This is a genomic window from Rhodoferax sp. (assembly GCF_039922535.1).
In the GTDB taxonomy this organism is placed as follows: Bacteria; Pseudomonadota; Gammaproteobacteria; order Burkholderiales; family Burkholderiaceae_C; genus Rhodoferax_B.
In genome coordinates, this window is the sequence record NZ_JBDTEM010000322.1 from 1 (window position 1) to 19,645 (window position 19,645).

21 protein-coding genes are annotated in these 19,645 nt (G+C 61.9%); 6 read left to right on the forward strand and 15 right to left on the reverse strand.

The annotated features are described in order from the left end of the window. Positions 1–230 precede the first annotated feature (230 nt). Entirely contained in the window at positions 231–2,768 is a 2,538-nt protein-coding gene (locus tag ABI213_RS15360) for an FtsX-like permease family protein (protein WP_348027730.1), read from the reverse strand. 178 nt (positions 2,769–2,946) lie between these two features. Between ABI213_RS15360 and ABI213_RS15365 the strand changes: the two genes are divergently transcribed. From ABI213_RS15365 to ABI213_RS15375, 3 genes are all read left to right on the forward strand, one after another. Continuing rightward, positions 2,947–5,016 (forward strand): tetratricopeptide repeat protein, encoded by a 2,070-nt coding sequence (locus tag ABI213_RS15365; RefSeq protein ID WP_348027732.1) that lies wholly within the window; start codon positions 2,947–2,949, stop codon positions 5,014–5,016. Positions 5,017–5,019: 3 nt separating this feature from the next. Then, positions 5,020–5,418, forward strand: coding sequence for a hypothetical protein (locus ABI213_RS15370; RefSeq protein WP_348006230.1), 399 nt, complete (start codon positions 5,020–5,022; stop codon positions 5,416–5,418). Positions 5,419–5,552: 134 nt separating this feature from the next. Continuing rightward, positions 5,553–6,506, forward strand: coding sequence for an SMP-30/gluconolactonase/LRE family protein (locus tag ABI213_RS15375; RefSeq protein ID WP_348006229.1), 954 nt, complete (start codon positions 5,553–5,555; stop codon positions 6,504–6,506). Between the two features lie 68 nt (positions 6,507–6,574). Here the strand turns inward: ABI213_RS15375 and ABI213_RS15380 are convergent, their stop codons facing one another. Further along, the gene (locus tag ABI213_RS15380) at positions 6,575–6,979 is read right to left on the reverse strand and encodes an OsmC family protein (protein ID WP_348006228.1); all 405 of its coding nucleotides are present in this window, start codon (positions 6,977–6,979) and stop codon (positions 6,575–6,577) included. 168 nt (positions 6,980–7,147) lie between these two features. On the opposite strand from ABI213_RS15380, the gene rpoH reads away from it, so the two are divergent. After that, positions 7,148–8,089 carry an RNA polymerase sigma factor RpoH gene (gene rpoH, locus ABI213_RS15385; RefSeq protein WP_348006227.1) on the forward strand — a complete coding sequence of 314 codons (942 nt, stop codon included), beginning with the start codon at positions 7,148–7,150 and terminating at the stop codon, positions 8,087–8,089. A 45-nt stretch (positions 8,090–8,134) separates the two neighbouring features. Here the strand turns inward: rpoH and ABI213_RS15390 are convergent, their stop codons facing one another. The 5 genes from ABI213_RS15390 to ABI213_RS15410 are packed head-to-tail and all read right to left on the reverse strand — an operon-like array spanning position 8,135 to position 12,202. After that, complete coding sequence (locus ABI213_RS15390) at positions 8,135–8,746, reverse strand: SCO family protein (protein WP_348006226.1); 612 nt, start codon at positions 8,744–8,746, stop codon at positions 8,135–8,137. Positions 8,747–8,749: 3 nt separating this feature from the next. Further along, positions 8,750–9,661 carry a heme o synthase gene (gene cyoE, locus ABI213_RS15395; RefSeq protein ID WP_348006225.1) on the reverse strand — a complete coding sequence of 304 codons (912 nt, stop codon included), beginning with the start codon at positions 9,659–9,661 and terminating at the stop codon, positions 8,750–8,752. Next, positions 9,658–10,803 (reverse strand): COX15/CtaA family protein, encoded by a 1,146-nt coding sequence (locus ABI213_RS15400; RefSeq protein WP_348006224.1) that lies wholly within the window; start codon positions 10,801–10,803, stop codon positions 9,658–9,660. The genes cyoE and ABI213_RS15400 overlap by 4 nt, the downstream gene beginning before the upstream one ends. Further along, on the reverse strand, positions 10,804–11,529 hold the full coding sequence (locus ABI213_RS15405; RefSeq protein WP_348006223.1) for a hypothetical protein: 726 nt from the start codon (positions 11,527–11,529) through the stop codon (positions 10,804–10,806). Then, a complete protein-coding gene (locus ABI213_RS15410; protein WP_348006222.1) occupies positions 11,471–12,202 on the reverse strand; it encodes an SURF1 family protein in 732 nt (243 codons plus the stop codon). The genes ABI213_RS15405 and ABI213_RS15410 overlap by 59 nt, the downstream gene beginning before the upstream one ends. A gap of 15 nt (positions 12,203–12,217) precedes the next feature. Here ABI213_RS15410 and ABI213_RS15415 point away from each other — a divergent pair, with 15 nt between their 5' ends. Next, the gene (locus ABI213_RS15415; RefSeq protein ID WP_348006221.1) at positions 12,218–12,451 is read left to right on the forward strand and encodes a twin transmembrane helix small protein; all 234 of its coding nucleotides are present in this window, start codon (positions 12,218–12,220) and stop codon (positions 12,449–12,451) included. A gap of 71 nt (positions 12,452–12,522) precedes the next feature. Here ABI213_RS15415 and ABI213_RS15420 read toward each other — a convergent pair whose 3' ends face one another. The 8 genes from ABI213_RS15420 to ABI213_RS15455 all read right to left on the reverse strand — a co-directional run bounded on the left by ABI213_RS15420 (position 12,523) and on the right by ABI213_RS15455 (position 18,899). Next, complete coding sequence (locus ABI213_RS15420; RefSeq protein ID WP_348006220.1) at positions 12,523–13,404, reverse strand: cytochrome c oxidase subunit 3; 882 nt, start codon at positions 13,402–13,404, stop codon at positions 12,523–12,525. A gap of 87 nt (positions 13,405–13,491) precedes the next feature. Then, entirely contained in the window at positions 13,492–13,692 is a 201-nt protein-coding gene (locus ABI213_RS15425; protein WP_348006219.1) for a DUF2970 domain-containing protein, read from the reverse strand. After that, positions 13,689–14,309: a cytochrome c oxidase assembly protein gene (locus ABI213_RS15430; RefSeq protein ID WP_348006218.1), complete on the reverse strand. Its 621-nt coding sequence runs from the start codon at positions 14,307–14,309 to the stop codon at positions 13,689–13,691. Before ABI213_RS15430 ends, ABI213_RS15425 begins: the two co-directional genes overlap by 4 nt. 6 nt (positions 14,310–14,315) lie before the next feature. Further along, positions 14,316–14,432: a cytochrome oxidase small assembly protein gene (locus tag ABI213_RS15435; protein WP_348006217.1), complete on the reverse strand. Its 117-nt coding sequence runs from the start codon at positions 14,430–14,432 to the stop codon at positions 14,316–14,318. Between the two features lie 2 nt (positions 14,433–14,434). Beyond that, positions 14,435–16,066: a cytochrome c oxidase subunit I gene (gene ctaD / locus ABI213_RS15440; protein WP_348006216.1), complete on the reverse strand. Its 1,632-nt coding sequence runs from the start codon at positions 16,064–16,066 to the stop codon at positions 14,435–14,437. 41 nt (positions 16,067–16,107) lie between these two features. Continuing rightward, entirely contained in the window at positions 16,108–17,286 is a 1,179-nt protein-coding gene (gene coxB / locus ABI213_RS15445) for a cytochrome c oxidase subunit II (protein ID WP_348027734.1), read from the reverse strand. A 70-nt stretch (positions 17,287–17,356) separates the two neighbouring features. Next, positions 17,357–17,833, reverse strand: a complete 477-nt coding sequence (locus ABI213_RS15450) for a DUF2244 domain-containing protein (protein WP_348006214.1) — start codon at positions 17,831–17,833, stop codon at positions 17,357–17,359. Between the two features lie 160 nt (positions 17,834–17,993). Continuing rightward, positions 17,994–18,899 carry a methyltransferase domain-containing protein gene (locus ABI213_RS15455; RefSeq protein WP_348027736.1) on the reverse strand — a complete coding sequence of 302 codons (906 nt, stop codon included), beginning with the start codon at positions 18,897–18,899 and terminating at the stop codon, positions 17,994–17,996. Positions 18,900–19,165: 266 nt separating this feature from the next. On the opposite strand from ABI213_RS15455, the gene ABI213_RS15460 reads away from it, so the two are divergent. Beyond that, the coding region (locus tag ABI213_RS15460) for a double zinc ribbon domain-containing protein (protein WP_348027737.1) at positions 19,166–19,645 on the forward strand (480 nt) is incomplete at its 3' end.

Here is a 19,645-nt window from a genome sequence, read left to right on the forward strand (position 1 = left end):
ACCCAGAAATCATGGCCGGGCATTTTTTGGGCCTGGTGGCGGCCGAGGTGCAACCCCGGCTGTACCAACGCGAGCCAGAGGCCTTGCCGATGCCACAGATACGCGGCATGGTGGAGCGCGCAATCGACATGTTTTTCCGGGGTGCGGCGGCCCGGTAAATCTGCCGCGGGCCTGCCATTTTTACTAGTCAAAATGGCATCCAGCGCAAGCAGTACCTGCGCTGGATGCTATTAAAAATATAACAACTCCGCCGTAGCCCGGCGCAACGTTTCCACCACCGGCCGGCGCAGCACGTCGCGCAGCCCCCACCAGCCTGCGGCCAGGGCCAGCAGCGCACCGGCGATGGCGCCAAACAGCGGCACCCACAGCGAGCCGTGCCACTCGAACTCAAACACAAACCGGGTCAGGGCCCAGCCCACAGCCACGGCCATGATGCTGGCCAAAAAGCCCGCCAACAGGCCCACGCCCGCCAGCTCGGCGCGCTGCACCTGGCGCAGCAGGCTGCCGGGCGCGCCCAGGGCCCGCATGATGGCGAACTCGCGGGCGCGTTCCTCCCGGGTGGCGGTGATGGCGGCAAACAGCACCACCAGCCCGGCGGCCAGGGTGAAGCCAAACAAGAATTCCACCGCGCGGATCACCTGGTCCAGCACGCGCTGCAACTGGCCCAGGGTGCTGCTCAGGTCCACCGCCGTGATGTTGGGAAACTGGCGCACCAGCTGGTTGTCAAAGCCCTTGGTGGGCGGTGCTTTGAAGGCGCCCAAGAAGGTCACCGGTACGTCCGCCATTTGACCTACCGGGTAGATGACGAAGAAGTTGGCCCGCATCGAACCCCAGTCCACCTTGCGCAGCGAGGTGATCTTGGCATCACTCTGCAGGCCGCCAATGTCAAAGCGCAGGCTGTCGCCCATCTTCAGGTTCAGGGTTTTGGCGATGCCTTCTTCCACGCTGACGGCCCCTTTTTCTTCGGCGGTCCAGGTGCCAGCCACCAGCGGGTTGTGCGGCGGCCGGGTGGCGCTGTAAGACAGGTTGAATTCGCGGTCCAGCAGGCGCTTGGCGCGGTCGTCCACATAGTTTTCGGGGGCCACCGCCTTGCCGTTGACGGCCACCAGGCGGCCCCGGAACATGGGGTACCAGTCGTAGTTTTGTACGCCCGCCGTGGCCAGGTTCTTCTGGAAGTCTGCGGCCTGGTCGGGCATGACGTTGATGACGAAGCGGTTGGGTGCGTCTGGCGGCGTGGCCTGGCGCCAGCTCTGGATCAAATCGGTGCGCAGCAACACCAGCAGAATCAGCGCCAACAGGCCCACCGCCAGCGCGCTGATCTGCACCACGGCATACGCGGGTCTGGCAGATACCTGGCGCGTGGCCAGCACCAGCCAGCGCGGGGCCGTGGCCTCGTTCACGCTGCGGCGCAGCAGCTTCACCGCCAGCCAGCCCAGGCCCGCAAACACCAGCACGGCGGCGGCAAAACCGCCCACGGCAATCAGGCCCAACGTGATGTCGCTGCTGGCCGCCAGCAGCAGCGCGGCAAAACCCAGCACGCCCAGGCCCAGCACGCCAATGGAGGTGGGTTTAAGGCCGCCCACATCGCGGCGAATCACCCGCAGCGGCGGCACCGAGGCCAGCTGCAGCACCGGCGGCAGGCCAAAGGCAAACAGCAGCGTCAGCCCCATGCCCATGCCCAAAGCCACGGGCCACCAGGTGGCGGCGGGCAGGCTGGAATCCACCAGGCCGGCCAGCAGCAGCACAAACAAATAGTGCACGCCGTAGCCAATCGCCACGCCCAGCGCGCTGGCAAAGATGCCAACCAGGGCGAACTCAAAGGCGTAGCTGAGTGCGATGGTGCGCTGGCTCTGGCCCAGCACGCGCAGCATGGCGCAGTCGTCCAGGTGGTTGGCGGCAAAGCCGCGCGCCGCCAGGGCCACGGCCACGGCGCTGAGCAGGGCCGACAGCAGCGCCACCAGGTTCAGAAATTTGTTGGCCCGGTCCAGGGTTTGGCGCATCTCGGGGCGGCCGGTTTCCAGCGACTCGATGCGCACGCCATGGCTGTCGGGCTTTTTGACCGCTTCGGTGGCCCATTGCACGTAGCGCTGCACGGCGGGATCGGTCCCGGCCACGGCGAAGCGGTAGTTCACCCGGCTGGCGGGCTGGATGAGGCCGGTGGCAGCCATGTCGCTCTGGTTGACCATCACGCGGGGCGAAAACGACATGAAACCACCGCCCCGGTCGGGCTCGGTGGCGATGGTCTGGGTGATGCGCAAACGGCTGTCACCCAGCAGCAGGCTGTCGCCGATCTTCAGGTCCAGCGACTCCAGCAGCGACGGATCGACCCAGGCCGTGCCCGGTGCGGGAATGTCGCGCGTAGTGTGGGCGGCATCGTCATCCGCCACTTCAGAGATCCGCAAACTGCCGCGCAGCGGGTAGCCCGGCACCACGGCTTTCAGCGCCACCAGCTTGCTGGCCCCGCCCTGCGCGTCGTCCGCCCGGCCCATGGTGGCCAGGGTCAGCGTGCCCACCGCCTGCAGGCCCTGCGCCTGGGCTTGCGCCAAAAAGGCGGCAGGCGTGGGGTTGTCGCTGGAGACCACCGCGTCGCCGCCCAGCAGTTGGCGGGCATCGCGCTGCAGGCCACCTTGCAAGCGGTCGGCAAAGAAACCGACCGCAGTGAGCGCGGCCACGGCCAGGGTCACGGCGACGATCAGCAAACGCAGCTCGCCCGAGCGCACATCGCGCCACAGCGTGCGCCAACCGAGGGCCAGAAAGGAAGATGTCAACGGGTGCTCCTGGAATCAAAAAATGCAGTCGGCCATTATTCCCGGCCCCGCCAGCCTGCGCCGTGGCAAGGGCATACTGTTCACCATGTGATTACAAGCCAAACAGGTCGCCGCCGTAGGTAGCGCCTGCGGTAACAGCTATTATTCTTATAGTGACGCTCCATTCAGCAAAGGCTCTATGGCCCAGACCTCGACCACCATCGGCAGCGGCAACACCGTCGTCCAGATAGCCGGTGACCACAACACCGTGGTGCTGGGCCGTGCGCACCTGGTGCTGACCCGCTTTGAAGCCCAGCGCACGCTGGACAACCTGCTGCACCAGCTGACTCCCTACTCCCGCTCCACACCACTGCTGGGCCGCGAAGACGAACTCGCCCAGTTGCAGGCCTTTCTGGTCGCCCCCCAACCCATCCGCGTGCGTGTGCTCACCGGCAGCGGCGGCAGCGGCAAAACCCGGCTGGCGCTGGACCTGTGCGACCGCCTGGCGCAAGAGGGTTGGGATACAGGATTTGCCACCGGCGACGAGGCCAAGCGCTTCATCGCCCAGCAAAACCTCAGCACCTGGGGCTGGCAAAAACCCACGCTGGTGGTCATGGACTACGCCGCAGCCAAGGCCCAGATGCTGCACACTTGGCTGTCCGAGCTGGCCAACCGCAGCTCGCCTGCGCCACACCCACTTCCCCCACTCCGTCTGCTGCTACTGGAGCGCCATGCGGACGTAGACGGCGGCTGGTGGCAAACCGCCTTTGGTGGCGATGCCCGCCAGTACGCCAAACAAGCGCTGCTGGACCCGCCCGCACCGATGCCGATCCGCCCCCTGTTTGCCGCCAGCGACCGGCTGGCCTTGCTGCAGCACATGCTGCAGCAAGTAAATCCCGATCAACCGATGGCCTTGGCGCTGAACGACCCCGCCTTCCACACCCAGCTGATGGCCGCACCCTGGGCTGGCGACCCGCTGTTCCTGATGATGGCCGCTTTGTACATGGTCAAGGTAGACCACGCCAAGGTACTGGCGCTGGGCCGCACCGATCTGGCCCAGGCGGTTGCAGGCTGGGAAATTGCGCGTTTATCCACGTTGGCACAAGCGCACAAACTGCCGCCAAAGTGGGTGCTGCACCTGGCCGCCTGCGCCACCTTGGCCCAGGGCATAGGCCGAGCGCAGCTACTGGCCTTCGCCAAACAAGACAAAACCGCCATGGACTGGGTGGGCTCGATGCGCGACGTGGTGGAGTTGCTGTTGCAAGCACTGCCACAACCAGGCGGCATCGCCCCGGTGGTGCCCGACGTAGTTGGCGAAGCCATGCTGCTGAAAGTGCTGGAAAACGAGCAGGACGCGGTGCTGCGTTGCTATGCGGCGCTGGGCCACCGGGTCGCGGAAACAGTGGTGCGCTGCGCGCAGGACTTTGCGGAAGTCAGTGCACAACCATTGAAGTGGCTAAATGCCATGGTGGATGGGGTGCAGAAAGATGCCGCCGGACTCAACCTGCTAATTTCCAGCATCCCGTTCCAAAGCATGGCATTGCGGGATGTGTACCTGCGGGTGGCGCAGTGCCGCTTGGCACTGTGCCTCGACGATCCCGCGCAGCACGCAGCTGCACTCAACGACCTTGCAATCGCACATGCCCAATTGGGCCAACCAGAGAAGGCCTCGCAAACGGCGCAGCAGGCCCTGGACTTGTACCGCACCCTGGCAGCGCAGCGGCCCGATGTGTATACGCCGGATTTGGCAACGTCGCTGAACACCCTGGCGAACATACAGAGCGCCATAGGCGACCACGAGGCGGCCTTGCAGACGGCGCAGCAGGCCGTGAACTTGTACCGCACCCTGGCAACGCAGCGGCCCGATGTGTATACGCCGGATTTGGCCATGTCGCTCAACAACCTGGCGAACAGGCAAAGCGACATGGGCAACCGCGAAGCGGCCTTGCAGACGGCGCAGCAGGCGGTGGACTTGCGCCGCACCCTGGCAAAGCAGCGGCCCGATGTGTATACGCCGAATTTGGCAACGTCGCTGATCGTACTGGCCCTATGCACCCATGCCATTCAAGGCGCACCGACAGCCTGGCACTATGCACACGAGGCCGTAGCCACTTTACAAAAACCGTTTTTGCAACGTCCGCAGGTGCATCGTCGCTTGATGGAGGCCATATTGACGCAGTACTTCAAACTTTGCCAGGCAGCCGGGCAGGAACCCGATGCAGCGCTGCTGGCTCCATTGATTCCATATTTCCCCCAGTTCAAGGAGTAACCCATGATCGACCCCGCAACCCTCACCGCCCTGGTCAGCAGCACCGTGGCGCTACTTTCTCCTCTATTCGCCAAAGCCATAGACAAAGGCGTCGAGGAAATCGGCAAATCCGCCGCAGGCGCTTTACTGACCAAGCTCAAAGAGCGCCTGGGCGGCACGCCCGCCCAAAAGCCGCTGGAAGACCTGGCCGCACTGCCCGAAGACCCCGACAACCAGGCCGATCTGCGCAAACAGCTCAAAGCCGCCGTGCAGGCCGACCCGGCGCTGGTGGCGTTTTTGCAGCAGTGGCTGGAACAGGGCCAACAGCAGGCACCAACCCTGGGCATCACGCAAACCGCCAACGTCACCGGAAATAACAACAAGACGGTGCAGATTGCAGGCTCCGGCAACTCGGTGTCGTAAGGTGGTGCGTACTATCTAAATAATAGCTACCGCCGCAGGCGCTACCTGCGGCAGAGGCCTAAAAGGCTTAAAGATCTGCACAGCCTGGCAAGGGCATGCATACTGGCCGTCCTATAAAAACCGAGGCACAACCCATGTGGCAACCCACCGAGCGCTACCCCGACCCGGCCATCACCGTGCTGGACCCGCGGTTTGAACCCTACCGTCTCTTCAATGCCGCTGTGGAACGCATCGCCACCGGCATGCGCTGGGCCGAGGGGCCGGTGTGGTTTGGCGACGGGCGCTATCTGCTGTGGAGCGACATCCCCAACAACCGGATCATGAAGTGGGAGGAGCAGACCGGCGCAGTCAGCGTGTTCCGCCAGCCGTCCCATTTTTCCAACGGCCACACCCGCGACCGGCAGGGCCGCCTGGTGGGCTGCGAGCACGGCGGGCGGCGCGTGGTACGCACCGAGTACGACGGCAGCACCACCGTGCTGGTCGACCAATTCAACGGCAAGTCGCTGAACTCCCCCAACGACGTGGTCGTTAAATCTGACGGCAGCTTGTGGTTCACCGACCCGCCCTTCGGCATTCTGGGCCACTACGAAGGTTTTAACGCCACGCCCGAGCAACCCACCTGCGTCTACCGCTTCAACCCGGCCACGGGCCAGTGCACGGTGGTCACCGACGCGGTGGACAGGCCCAACGGCCTGTGCTTTTCGCCCGACGAAAGTTTGCTGTACGTGGTCGAGTCCGGTGCCACGCCCCGGCGCATCCGCGTGTTTGATGTGGAGAGCGGTGTGGACGGTGCCCGGCTGCGCAACGACCGGGTGTTTGTGACCTGCGCCGATGGCGAGAACCCCGACGGCTTCCGCTGCGATGTGCACGGCAACCTGTGGGCTGGCTGGGGCGGCAAGCATGACGAAGTTGGCCGTGACGGCGTGATGGTCTTCGCCCCCGATGCCACCCCCATTGGCCACATCGCCCTGCCCGAGCGCTGCGCCAACCTGTGCTTCGGCGGCCCGGCCCGCAACCGCCTGTTCATGGCCGCCAGCCAGTCGGTCTATGCGCTGTATGTGGGGACACAGGGTGTGCCGGGTGGCTAGCCAGATTTATAGAAAATCAGGCTCCAGCGCAGGTAGCGCCTGCGCTGGCAGCTATTTAAACAGTAGCATCAATCCACCAGCGCGGTGGCCACGCTGGTCTCGCCTTCCAGCACCCGGTGGATCGGGCATTTGCCTGCAATCTCCAGCAGCTTGGCACGGTCTTCGGGCGTGATGTCGCCTTCGATGTGCAGGTTGCGCTGGAGCTGGTAGCGCACCCGGCCGTCTTCGGTTTTGCCTTCCACATGGCTGATGTCCACCCGCAGATCGGTTACGGCCAGCTTGCGGCGGCGGATGTACAGCTCCAGCGTCAGCACGGTGCAGGCGGCCAGGGCCGAATCCAGCAGATCGTGCGGGTCGGGGGCCAGGTCGTCCGAACCCAGGCTGGCATCGATATCGGAACTCCAGGCATGGCGGCCGTTGGTGAGGGTGGTGAGTGCGCCTTGGGCGCGGTGCAGACGGGCTTGGATAGGCATGGTGCGTTGTAGTGGGTGGCTGGAGCGGACACTGTACAAGCTGTTACCCGGAACTTCCGGCCCCGGTCGGGCTCCTAGTAATTACCCGTATTGCAAGTGCAATAGAGCACCTTTAGCACTCCAACCCATAGAGTGCTAATATTCGGACTTAGAGAAAAGGAATCTGGTATGAACATTCAAACTGGAACGATGTCCTCCGCGCTGGCCGCCCCCAATCCCTGGGCGATGGTGCCGCCGCTAGGCAACCTCGACGCATATATTTCCGCGGTCAACCGCATGCCCATGCTCACGCTGGAGCAAGAACAGCAGTTTGCCCGCCAACTCAAGAACGACCACGACGTCGATGCCGCCGGGAAGCTGGTGATGTCGCACCTGCGCCTGGTGGTGTCCGTGGCACGCCAATACCTGGGCTATGGCCTGCCGCACGGCGACCTGATCCAGGAAGGCAACGTGGGCCTGATGAAGGCCGTGAAGCGCTTCGATCCCGACCAAGGTGTGCGTCTGGTCAGCTACGCGCTGCACTGGATCAAGGCCGAGATGCACGAGTACATCCTGAAGAACTGCCGCATGGTCAAGGTGGCCACCACCAAGGCACAGCGCAAGCTGTTCTTTAACCTGCGGTCGATGAAGCAGGGTTTCAAGTCCGACTCGGCAGCTATGGACGGTGCCACCCACCGCGAAACGCTGAGCGCGTCTGAAATCGACTCCATGGCGACCCAGCTCAAGGTCAAGCGCGAAGACGTGATCGAGATGGAAACCCGCTTGTCGGGCGGCGACGTGATGTTGGACCCCGGCCCAGGTGACGACGGCGAAGACAGCTACGGCCCCATCGCCTACCTGGCCGACACCCACCAAGAGCCCACCGCCCTGCTGGAAGCCCGCGACCGCGACACCCTGGCCAGCGACGGCATCCAAACGGCCCTGGACGGCCTGGACGACCGCAGCCGCCGGATTGTGGAAGAGCGCTGGTTGAAGGTGGCCGATGACGGCTCCGGCGGCATGACGCTGCACGACCTGGCCGCGGTGTACGGTGTGAGCGCCGAGCGGATTCGCCAGATTGAAACCGCCGCAATGAAGAAGATGAAAAAATCACTCGCCGAATACGCCTGACCACGGGGTCGGCACCATGAAAAAAAGGACCTCAGGGTCCTTTTTTTACGCCGGCTGCTTGAGCAACAGCTTTAAATCTCCGGCCAGCGCCGCCGCACCGCCGCCGTAGCGGGCATACAGGCGCAATCGGCCCTGCGTGTCGTACACGTAGCTGCCGGCCGAGTGGTCCATGGTGTAGCTGGTGGGCGTGGGGCCGTCCACTTTTTTGTAATACACCTTGTAGTCTTTGGCCAGCGCGGCCAGTTGTGTGGGGGTGGGAATCAGGGCCAGAAAGGTCGGGTCGAAGTTGGCCATGTAGGCCTTGAGCACCTCGGGTGTGTCGCGCGCCGGGTCGACGGTGATGAAGATGCCTTGCAACTTGTCGCCATCCGCACCCAGCGACTTTTTGACCTCGGCCAGCTCGGCCATCGAGGTGGGGCACACGTCTGGGCACTGGGTGTAGCCAAAGAACACCACCACCAGCTTGCCCGCAAAGTCTTTCAGGCTACGCGACTGGCCATTGTGGTCGGTGAGTTGGAAGTCTTTGGCGTAGTCGGCCCCGGTCAGGTCCACTGCCGCAAACTTGGCCGCAGGTTCAGAACAGGCAACAAATAGGCCACCAGCGCAGATAGCACCTGCGGTAACAGCTATTAATTTAAGAGCATTTCGTTTGTGCATGGTTTACAACAAATAGTGGTCTACCAAGAGCGCTGCAAACAGCACGCTCAGGTGGATGAGTGAAAAGCGGAAGGTTTTGCGTGCCAGCGCGTCAGAATAGTTACGCCACAACGCAAAGCCGTAGCCGCAAAAGCCCAGGCTCAGTACCACGGCCACCGCCAAGTACAGCCAAGAGCTCATGCCGTAGATGAAAGGCATCAGGCAACCGGCGAACAGCACCAGGGTGTACAAAAACACCTGCAGCCGGGTGAATTCGTTGCCGTGGGTGACTGGCAACATCGGCAGGCCAGACTTGCGGTAATCCTCCACCCGGTACAGGGCCAGGGCCCAGAAGTGCGGCGGGGTCCACAGGAAGATGATCAAAAACAGAATCAGCGCTTCAGGGCCGACGTTGTCGGTCATGGCGGCCCAGCCCAGCACCGGTGGCATGGCCCCCGATGCCCCGCCGATGACGATGTTTTGCGGGGTCAGCGGTTTCAAAATCATGGTGTAGACCACGGCGTAGCCCACAAAGGTGGCAAAGGTCAGCCACATGGTCAGCGGGTTGATCCACACATACAACAACACCGAACCCGCCAGGCACAGCAGGCCCGAAAACAACAGGGTTTGCCAGTCTTGCAGCTCGTTGCGGGCCGTGGGCCGCCAAGCAGTGCGCTTCATGCGCGCGTCGATGCCCTTTTCGACCAGGCAGTTGAACGCGGCGGCCGCACCGGCCACCAGCCAGATACCCAGGCAGGCGATCAGCCCGCGGCGAACCTCCATCCAGGTCGGCACGCCAGGCACGGCCAGCACCATGCCGATCAGCGCGCAGAACACGATGAGCTGGATCACGCGCGGCTTGGTCAGCGCATTGAACTGCCGCAGACGCGACGGCAGGCTGGTCACGGACGGGGCGGTGGCTTCAACAACACTCATGCAGACAATCTCGATCTAGTAGGGGAAACAGCCAGTGTGGCCACAGGGGCGGTGCGTTGGGCGCAAACAGCCCAGGTCAGCACTACCACCAACGCGGCGGCACCACCGGTATGGGCCACGGCGGCCAGCAACGGCCATCCCAGCACCACGTTGCTCAGGCCCGTGGCGAACTGTAGCAAGGTCAGCCCACCCAGCCAGCGGGCTTGCCGCCGGGTGACCGGGCTGCGGTGCAAGCGCCAGGCCACCACCGCCAGCACCAGCAGCACGGCATAAGCCATCAGACGGTGGGCGTAATGGATGGCGGTGAGCCCGGCAAAGCTGAGGTAGCTGCCGTCTTGCAGCCGTCCCAGGGGCCGCCAGATTTCAAACGCCTGGTGAAAATCCATCGTCGGCCACCAGCTGCCCTGGCACAGTGGGAAGGTATTGCAGGCCAGCACCGCGTAGTTGGTACTTACCCAGCCGCCCAGCACGATTTGGGTTGCCAGCAGCACGCAGGCCACACCCAGCCCTACGCGGGCAACGGACGCAGTGGGCACGGTGCGCCGGTTGGTAAAGCCCACGGCTTGCGCGCAGAGCAAGGCCAGCAGCACCAGGCCGCCGACCAAATGCAGGGTGACGATGGCGGGGAACAACTTCATGGTGACCGTCAGCGCGCCAAAAGCGCCCTGCACGCACACCCACACCAGGGTGAAGGTGGGCCACCAGGCGTTGATGGAGGCATCTTTTCTGCGTGCCCACCAGCTGGCAATGGTCAGGGTCAAAATCAGCACGCCCACCGAGGTCGCCAGGTAGCGATGGACCATTTCAACCCAGGCTTTGCCGTGGGTGACGGGGCCGGTAGGCATGGCCGTTTGCGCCTGGGTGATCTCGGCGATGGCCCCTAGCGGGCTGGCGTTGCCGTAGCAGCCGGGCCAGTCGGGGCAGCCCAAACCGGAATCGGTCAGGCGGGTAAAGGCACCGAACAGCACCAGATCGAAGGTCAGGAACAGGGTCAGCACCGTGAGGGCCTGCAAGCGCCGGGCGGTGGACGTGTTCTGGTTGCGCCACCACACCCACAGCAAGGGGACGCACGCTATCAACAGGCCGGTCAGCATCACGCGGACGGCAGGCGACAGGTCGTACAGGGCTTGTTGCGGTTCCATTTAGCGCCCTGCTTCGTCCCAGGAGGCCGAGGCCCGCAGTAAACGGTCCATGTCACGCTTGGCCTTAGAGGCCCCTTCCAGCTCCAGCCCGGCGGGGAAACGCATCATCCAGTTGCCCATCGGGTCCACCACGTACAAATGCTCTTGCAGCAAATGGCCCACGGCGGGAGACAGCCATTGGGACAGTTGCAGCTCGCCTACCCGCAGCACCGTGGCACCTTTGAGCGCGGGGCGCAGGGCTTCGGGGATGGGCGCATCGTCGGTGACCAGCCAGACCCAATCCACGCGGTCTTTTTCTTTGCCCAAGGTTTCGCGCAGTTGGCGTTGCAGGTACAAGTGCTTTTGGCAGATGGCGTCACACGCTCCACCCGCCGCGCTGACCAGCAGCCACTGGCCCTTCAAGGCGCGCAGATTGCCGGGTTTGCCGTCTATCGACATGACGGCCTGGTCGGGCAAGGGCCGTTGCGGATCGATGAGTTCGCCAAAATTGCCCCGACCTTGCGGACGGACCACGTAGTAGGTGAAGTACGAGGCAATCACCGGCGCGGCACAGGTCAGTAACACGGCCAGCATCTTCCAGCGGCCCACCACCGTACGGCGGGCCGCACCCGCCACCGCCTCTTGGGGCGTGGGCAGGCTGTGGACGGTGAGCCCCAGCGGATGGTCTTCAGGACGACCGTTGGGGGGGCGGAAGGATGAAGCGTCGGACAATTTGGAACCAGACATAAAGAATTGCGATCAGGGCGCAGAGCCCAAACCATTGGAATGCGTAGCCATAGTGTTTTTCCACACCCAGATTGGCGGGCGGCCAGTCGCGCTGCATACGCCCCTCGGCAGGGCCAGCCTGCAGTACCGACAGCGGCAGCAGAGCCAGCCCGGTCTCGGCACTGAAATCTGCCAGGTCGAGATTTTGCCGGATGGCACCCGCCTCGACCCCTTTGAAGGCGTAAAGCTTGGACGGCGGCGGGGCCATACGCCCTTCTACCTCGACCTCGCCCGCCGGACTTTCCACCACCGGCAAAGCAGTGCGGTCCAGAAAATTACGCGCCACCCAGCCACGCTGGACCAGGATGGCGGTACTACTGCCCGCCAGCTTCAGCGGTGTAACGACGTAAAAACCGGTGAGGTCGTGCATCTGGCGGTTGTCCAGAAACACGGTGTTCTGCGGTACCCACTGGCCACGCAGGCGTACCTGCCGGTGCAACATATCGTCTATTTTGACAGTACCGGCCAGGTCCGCCAGACCCACCGGTGGACGCGTAGTTTGCGACTGGATCGCCGCGTACAAGGCCTCTTTTTGGGCCGCACGCGACAACTGCCAACGCCCTAGTGAAAAGGTGGCCGCCAAGCCAATCAAAGCCCCTGCGGTCAGCAAGGCAAAGCGCAGCTTCGGGCTCACGGGATAATACCGAGCATGACTTATCTCGCCCTTGTCGCTTTTGCGGCCATCTTTGCCAGCCTGGGCGCCGCCCTGTACTTCATGCTCAAGGGGGGCGGCAAAACCGAAGACGAGCAGGCAGCCAAATCCGGGCGCATGGCCAAAGCGCTGGCGTTTCGCATCGGATTCTCGGTCGTGCTGTTCATCTGCATCCTGGTGGGCTGGAAGTTGGGGTATTTACACCCGACGGGTATTTCGGCAGGCCAATAAGCCACACCCACTTTCACACCAACAAAAAAGCGCCGAGTGGCGCTTTTTTTGGTTTGGCGAAAGCAAGTCCATCAGGTCCAGTAGACGATGACGTACAGGCCAAGCCACACCACGTCCACAAAGTGCCAGTACCAGGCCGCACCTTCAAAGCCGAAGTGCTTGGACGGCGTGAAGTGGCCCTTCATCAAACGCAGGGTGATGAACAGCAGCATCAACATACCCACGAATACATGGAAGCCATGGAAGCCGGTCAGCATGAAGAAGGTAGAGCCGTAGACACCCGAAGTCAGCTTAAGGTTCATTTCGCTGTAAGCGTGGGCGTATTCGTAGCCCTGAACGAACAAGAACACCGTGCCCAGCAACACCGTGGTCCACATGAACGCAATGGTTTTGCCGCGTTCGCCCTTGATCAGCGCATGGTGGGCAATGGTCAGGGTGACACCCGAGGACAGCAGCAAACCGGTGTTGATGGTCGGCAACCAGAACGGCGTCATGGTCTGGAAGGGTTCAATGATGTTGGCGGGCGATGCGGTCACGCCAGCGGCAATGCTGGGCCACACAGCTTTGAAGTCAGGCCAGAGCAGGGCATTGTCCAAACTACCCAGAGTAGGCACGGAATGGCCGCGCGCCCACCACAACGCAGTAAAAAACGCACCGAAGAACATGACCTCGGAGAAGATAAACCAGCTCATGCTCCAGCGGTAGGACAGGTCAATCTTGTAGCTGTACAGGCCGCCTTCGCTCTCGTTGATGGCATCGCGGAACCACTGAAACAGCACGCCCCACCAGAACAACATGCCGCAAGCCAGCGAGTACTTGCCCCACTCCTCGCCATTGACCCACTGGCCTGCACCCAAAATGACAAAGAACAAACCCAGTGCAGCCAGGGCCGGGTGGCGCGACGGACCGGGTACGAAGTAGTACGGTGTTGCAGCGTGTGCGGTTGAACTCATGTCAGCTCCTTGCTCTCTCAATTCTTATGAAACACAACGTATGTAGCGCTTAGCACGGCATACGTCTTAGAAAAAACCAGGGCAAATTTACTTTGCCACCACCCAATTCACCAAAATAACCAAACCCACCACGATCAACAGCACCGCCACCAAGCCCACTGCAATCACATGCAAGGGGCTGATCTTGGCCAGATCATCCTCAAAACCGCTGCGCTTGCGGATACCTACAAACGACCACGCAACCGCCTTCACCGTCTGCAGCAAGCTGGCTTTGCCGGGCGCACTCATGAGCCCTGCCCAGTTTCCACATGGCGACTTGCATCGACAGTAGAAGTGGGCGCCGGCGGCGTTTTACCGCCCACCTCGAAGAAAGTGTAAGACAAGGTGATCGTCGTCACGTCTTTGGACAGCTTAGGGTCAATCACAAAGGCCACCGGCCATTCTTTCTTCTCGCCCGGGTCCAGCGTGTACTGGTTGAAGCAAAAACATTCCAGCTTGTTGAAATGCGCCGCCGCCTGGCGGGGCGCATAGCTGGGAATCGCCTGGGCCGCCATGCGCCGGTTTTGCGTGTTCTGGAATTCGTACATCACCGTTGCCAGCTCGCCCGGATGCACTTGCAACGAACGCTTGGCAGGCTTGAACTCCCACAAACCGGCCGCATTGGCATCGAACTCGACCGTGATGGTGCGGCTCAAATCCACCTGCGTGTTGGCGGGCAAGCTGATATTTTTACCCGCCGAGCCCACGCCGGGCACCTGGCGCTCGGCGATTGACAAGATGTTGATGCCGGTCATCTCGCAAATGGCCTTGTACAGCGGCACCAGCGCGTAGCCAAAAGCAAACATGGCTACGGTGATGACGGCGAGCTTGCCGACCATTTTGAAATTTTCGTGGCGAACGGTCATGCAAGCTTAATGGTGGCTTTGCAGGTACATCTTGGCAAAGAAGCCAAGAAAAAACACCACGGCGATGGACGCAAGGATCAGCCCGGTACGCAGGTTATGTTTCTTTTGCTGGGGTGTCAGCATGCTCAGCCAATCACGCGGGTTGCGGTGATGTCCAGCTTGGGTGGTGTCTCGAAGGTGTGGAACGGTGCAGGCGAAGGCACTTCCCACTCTAAACCTTCAGCAGCTTCCCAAGGCTTGGCCGGAGCTTTTTCGCCCTTGCCCATCATGGCTGGCAGGACGATGAAGAAGAAGAAGTAAATCTGGGCAAAGCCGAAGAAGAACGCGCCCACCGAGGCCACTGCATTGAAGTCGGCAAACTGCATGGGGTAGTCGGCATAGCGGCGTGGCATACCGGCCAAGCCCAAAAAGTGCATCGGGAAGAAAGTGACGTTGAAGGAAATCAGCGACCACCAGAAATGGATTTTGCCGCGGCGTTCGTTGTACATCACACCCGTCCACTTGGGGCACCAGTAGTAGAAACCGGCAAACATGGCATAGAGCGAACCCGCCACCAGCACGTAATGGAAATGCGCCACCACGTAGTAGGTGTCTTGCAATTGGATGTCAATTGGTGCCACGGCCAAAATCAAACCAGTGAAGCCGCCCATGGTGAACACGAAAATGAAGCCCACCGCGAACAGCATCGGGGTTTCAAACGTCATGGAACCCTGCCACATGGTCGCAATCCAGTTGAAGATCTTTACGGCGGTCGGCACAGCAATCAGCATCGTGGCGTACATGAAGAACAACTGGCCCGTCACCGGCATGCCGGTGGTAAACATGTGGTGCGCCCACACGATGAACGACAGAATCGCGATCGAGCTGGTGGCATACACCATCGAGGCGTAGCCAAACAGTTTCTTGCGGGCAAATGCGGGGACGATATGGCTGATGATGCCGAAGGCCGGCAAGATCATGATGTACACCTCGGGGTGCCCGAAGAACCAGAAAATGTGCTGGTACATCACCGGGTCGCCGCCGGCGGCCGGGTTGAAGAAGCTGGTGCCAAAGTGGCGATCGGTCAGTGTCATGGTGATGGCGCCGGCCAGCACAGGCATCACGGCGATCAGCAGGTAGGCGGTGATCAGCCAGGTCCAGCAAAACATCGGCATCTTCATCAGGGTCATGCCAGGGGCGCGCATGTTCAGGATGGTGACGATGATGTTGATCGAGCCCATGATCGATGAAGCACCCAGGATGTGCATCGCAAATATACCGGCATCCATCGACGGGCCCATTTGCAGCGTCAGCGGTGCGTACAGCGTCCAGCCCGCAGCAGGTGCGCCGCCAGGCATGAAGAACGAGCCGACCAAGGTGGCCGCCGCCGGAATCATCAGCCAAAAGCTGAAGTTATTCATGCGGGCAAAAGCCATGTCGGAGGCACCGATTTGCAGCGGAATCATCCAGTTCGCAAAGCCCACAAAGGCCGGCATGATGGCCCCGAACACCATGATCAGTCCGTGCATGGTGGTGAGTTGGTTGAACAGCTCAGGGTTCACAAACTGCAGGCCAGGCTGGAACAGTTCGGCGCGGATGATCAGCGCCAAAGTGCCGCCAATCACCAGCATGGTGAAGCTGAACAACAAATACAGCGTGCCAATGTCTTTGTGGTTGGTGGCAAACACCCAGCGCCGCCAGCCGGTAGGTGCGTGGTGGTGGTCGTCATGACCATGGTCATCATGCGCGTGGTCGTGGGGATGGAGAACTGCACTCATCTTGGCTTTCCTTGGGAATCTTGTACGTTAGCGAGTGCAGCTTATTTGCCGCGCTGGGCCAGGATGTCAGCAGGCTGCACCAGTTGGCCGGTCGTGTTGGACCAGTTGTTCTTGGTGTAGCTGATGACGGCAGCAATGTCGGTATCGCTGAGCTGCTTCCACGAGGGCATGGCACCGTTTTGGCCATTCAACAGCACATGGATTTGCACGTTCTTGTCGGCATCCAGCACCTTGGGCGAGCCGTCCAGCGGTTTGATCGGGCCACCGCCCTTGCCGTTGGCCTGGTGGCAAGCAGCACAGTTGGAGGCATACACCTTCTCGCCGCGCTTCATGATGTCGTCCAGCGTCCAAATCTTGGAAGGATCATCGGCCTTGGCGGCCATTTTCTTTTTCTCACCATCGACCCAGGCGGAATAGTCTTCGGCCGACACCACTTTCACGTGGATGGGCATGTAGGCGTGCTCTTTGCCGCACAGTTCGGCACATTGGCCGTAGTAGCTGCCAATCTTTTCGGCGCGGAACCAGGTGTCGCGCACAAAGCCGGGAATCGCATCCTGCTTGATACCGAAGGCAGGCACCATGAAGGCGTGGATCACGTCGTCGGCGGTGGTGATGATGCGGATCTTTTTATTCACCGGCACGACCAGGGCGTTGTCTACCTTGAGCAGGTAGTCATCGCTGGCCTTGCTCACGTCACCACTGTTAGACATGGCGCGCTGGCTGCTGTCGAGCGTAGACACAAAGCCAATGCCTTCGCCTTCGCCCTTGATGTAGTCGTAACCCCATTTCCACTGCATGCCGGTGGCCTTGATGGTCAGGTCGGCATTGGTAGTGTCTTTCATGGCCACCACCACCTTGGTGGCGGGCAAGGCCATCAGGATCACGATGACAAACGGAACGATGGTCCAAATGATTTCCACCGTCACCGACTCATGGAAGTTGGCGGCTTTGTAGCCCTTGGACTTGCGGTGCTTCCAGATGGAATAGAACATCACGCCAAACACCGCGAGGAAAATCACGGTGCACACGATCAACATGAACCAGTGCAGCCACTGCTGCTCTCTTGCAATATTGGTCACGGCCGGCGCCAGATTGGTCTGCAGTACCGCAGGCCCGCCGGGCAAATCATTGACCGCATGCGCCGCGGTGCTGAGCCATGCGCCAGCCAAAACGCTGAGCGTAGGCAGCAGTGAAGCCAACTTGTTAGGAATCATCTTCATCGTTTTCACTTATTCAACACCTCAATTGAACCAATCTTGCTGCGCCAGCCATCTGCCCCAAGGGCCTGTCTCATGCACTGCGCAACGCCATCCGGATTTCCCGTGCCAGAGCCGACCGTAGCTCCGGGCTCACATACCGCCCCACTTCTACCGAACGCCCCTGGCCAGACACCTCGATCAAGGACCGGTCCCCCGTTTTGGGTTCGATACGGACCCATTCACGGCGAAACTCTGCCCGCTCCAGCCGACCGGCATTCTCCAACTCGACCACCAGCTGCGTACCTTGCAGCGAAATGCGTTCGCCATCGGTGGCGTGCCGGGAGTACACCAAAAATGCCACCCCCACCGCTGCCAATTCCAGCCAGGCAAACGGCAGCACCAGCTTGGCACCTTGCACCCAGAAAAACGTCGCAATGCCCATGGACACCACACAGATCGATGCGTACATCCAGCCCAACTGGGCCGGTGTGACCGAACAGTTGCGCTTCAGGAACCAGTGGATGTTCTGGCCCGAAACTGTGGCGAAACGAAATACCAAGTTCGGCACGTTGGTCTCTCACAAAAATTAGGCAGATGTGCTGACGTGCATGCCGTCTGACAATCTGCCTAGCTGCGTGGGGGGATACCCAAATATTTATATTTCTTCATGTGAATTGTAGCCTTGCTTTCCAAGGCCAAGCCCGCTAAAGGCCTTGAAACACTGCCTGTCAAACCCCATTTGCCTTGCCCTGTTGCAGCATGTCGCGCATGTCGCGCAGCGAAACCGCGCTGTGGGCACTGACCCGCAGCTTCGGCTTGGGCTTCAGGGCGTGGCCGTAAATCAACTCAAAGGTCAGCGGCAAACGGCCATTTTCAGCCGCGTCGGCCAGCTGCAAAGCGAGCTCGCGCTCCAGCCGGTCGCGCCATTGCCGCCCGCGCAGGCCTTTAAACCGCTGCGGATGCAGGTTGCGCCCCACCTCGCGCAGCTCTTGCAGTAGGCGCGCTGGGCTCTCGTAGGTCAGACGGATGCGCTCCATGTCCATCACCGGCTCGGCAAATCCGGCGTGCACCAGCATGTCGCCCCAGTCGTGCATGTCGGTGAACTGGTGGCCAGGCAACGGCCAGCCCAGAGCACTGTAGACACCGCGCAGCTCTTGCACCGTGTCAGGCCCCAGGCACGAGAACATCACAAACCCATCCACCGCCAACGCCCGGTGCCATTGGGCGATCAGCGCCTGCGGGTCGGCGGCCGAATGCAGCACCATATTGGCCCACAGCATTTGCACGCTGCCATCGGGCGGCAACTGGGCCTGCTGCGCGGGGGCACGCCAGCCGCTGGGTTTCCACCAGGGCTTTGCTACAGATTGAATAGCGGCCTGCGCTTGTTCTACATGCGCCTCAACCACAAAACATGCTGAATTGGGATAGCGCTCGGTCAGCTTCGCGTGGGCCTGCAAGCCACCGCGCGTGGGCTCCCAGTGGGCCCAGGCCTCGGGTTGCAGCTTGATCCACTGCAAGCGGTCTTCCATGCGGCGGGCGACTTCTTCGTGCAGCCAGGGAGATTGGGCCGTGCGCAGCTGGGCCCAGCGGGCCGCAGCGGCGGGGTCGATAGTGGGGGGGAGTTGGGTCGTCATACGGTAGAGCGCGAGTATATTTAACCTAGATCCGGCAGTTGACCGCTTGTTGTCGTCTGAAAGGCCGTATGCGCATTGATTTTTTGCCAATTCACCACGATCACCTTTTGGGTGAGAGCGCTACCCAGCCGATGGCACCGCGCTGGACACACCATAGTGCGTTGCTCCGCCTAGCGGGCAGTAGCCCGCGTCGTTGTCGCGCCTTCTCTGGTGCGCCCATCACGGCACCTTCGGCCGGGTTCAACTGCCGGATCTAGGTTGATGCGATGTTTCGCGCGCTTTTGCACCGGCTGACAACCCTGCTGCCCAGCCAGTGCGCCGTGTGTCGCGCCTGGCCCAGCCAGCCGGTGTGCGGGGCCTGTGTGGCGCGCTTTGCCCAGCCCGTACCGCGCTGCCGTACCTGCGCCCTGCCGGTGCCCGAGGGGGTGGCGCAGTGCGGTGCCTGCATCCTGCATCCGCCCGCGCTGGATGCCTGCCTGGCGGCGGTGGCCTATGCCTACCCGTGGTCGATGTGCATTGCGCAGTTCAAATTCAACCAGCAGGTGGGCTGGGCGGGCACTTTGGCGGACCTGCTGCGCCACAGCCCTTGGGTGGAGCCTGCCCTGGAGCAATGCGACAGCGTGCTGCCCATGCCTTTGTCGGCGGTGCGGCTGCGCGAGCGCGGCTTCAACCAGGCGTTGGAGCTGGCCCGCCACCTGGCCCCGCAGAAAACCCAGGCCCAACTGCTGCTGCGCACCCGCCACACC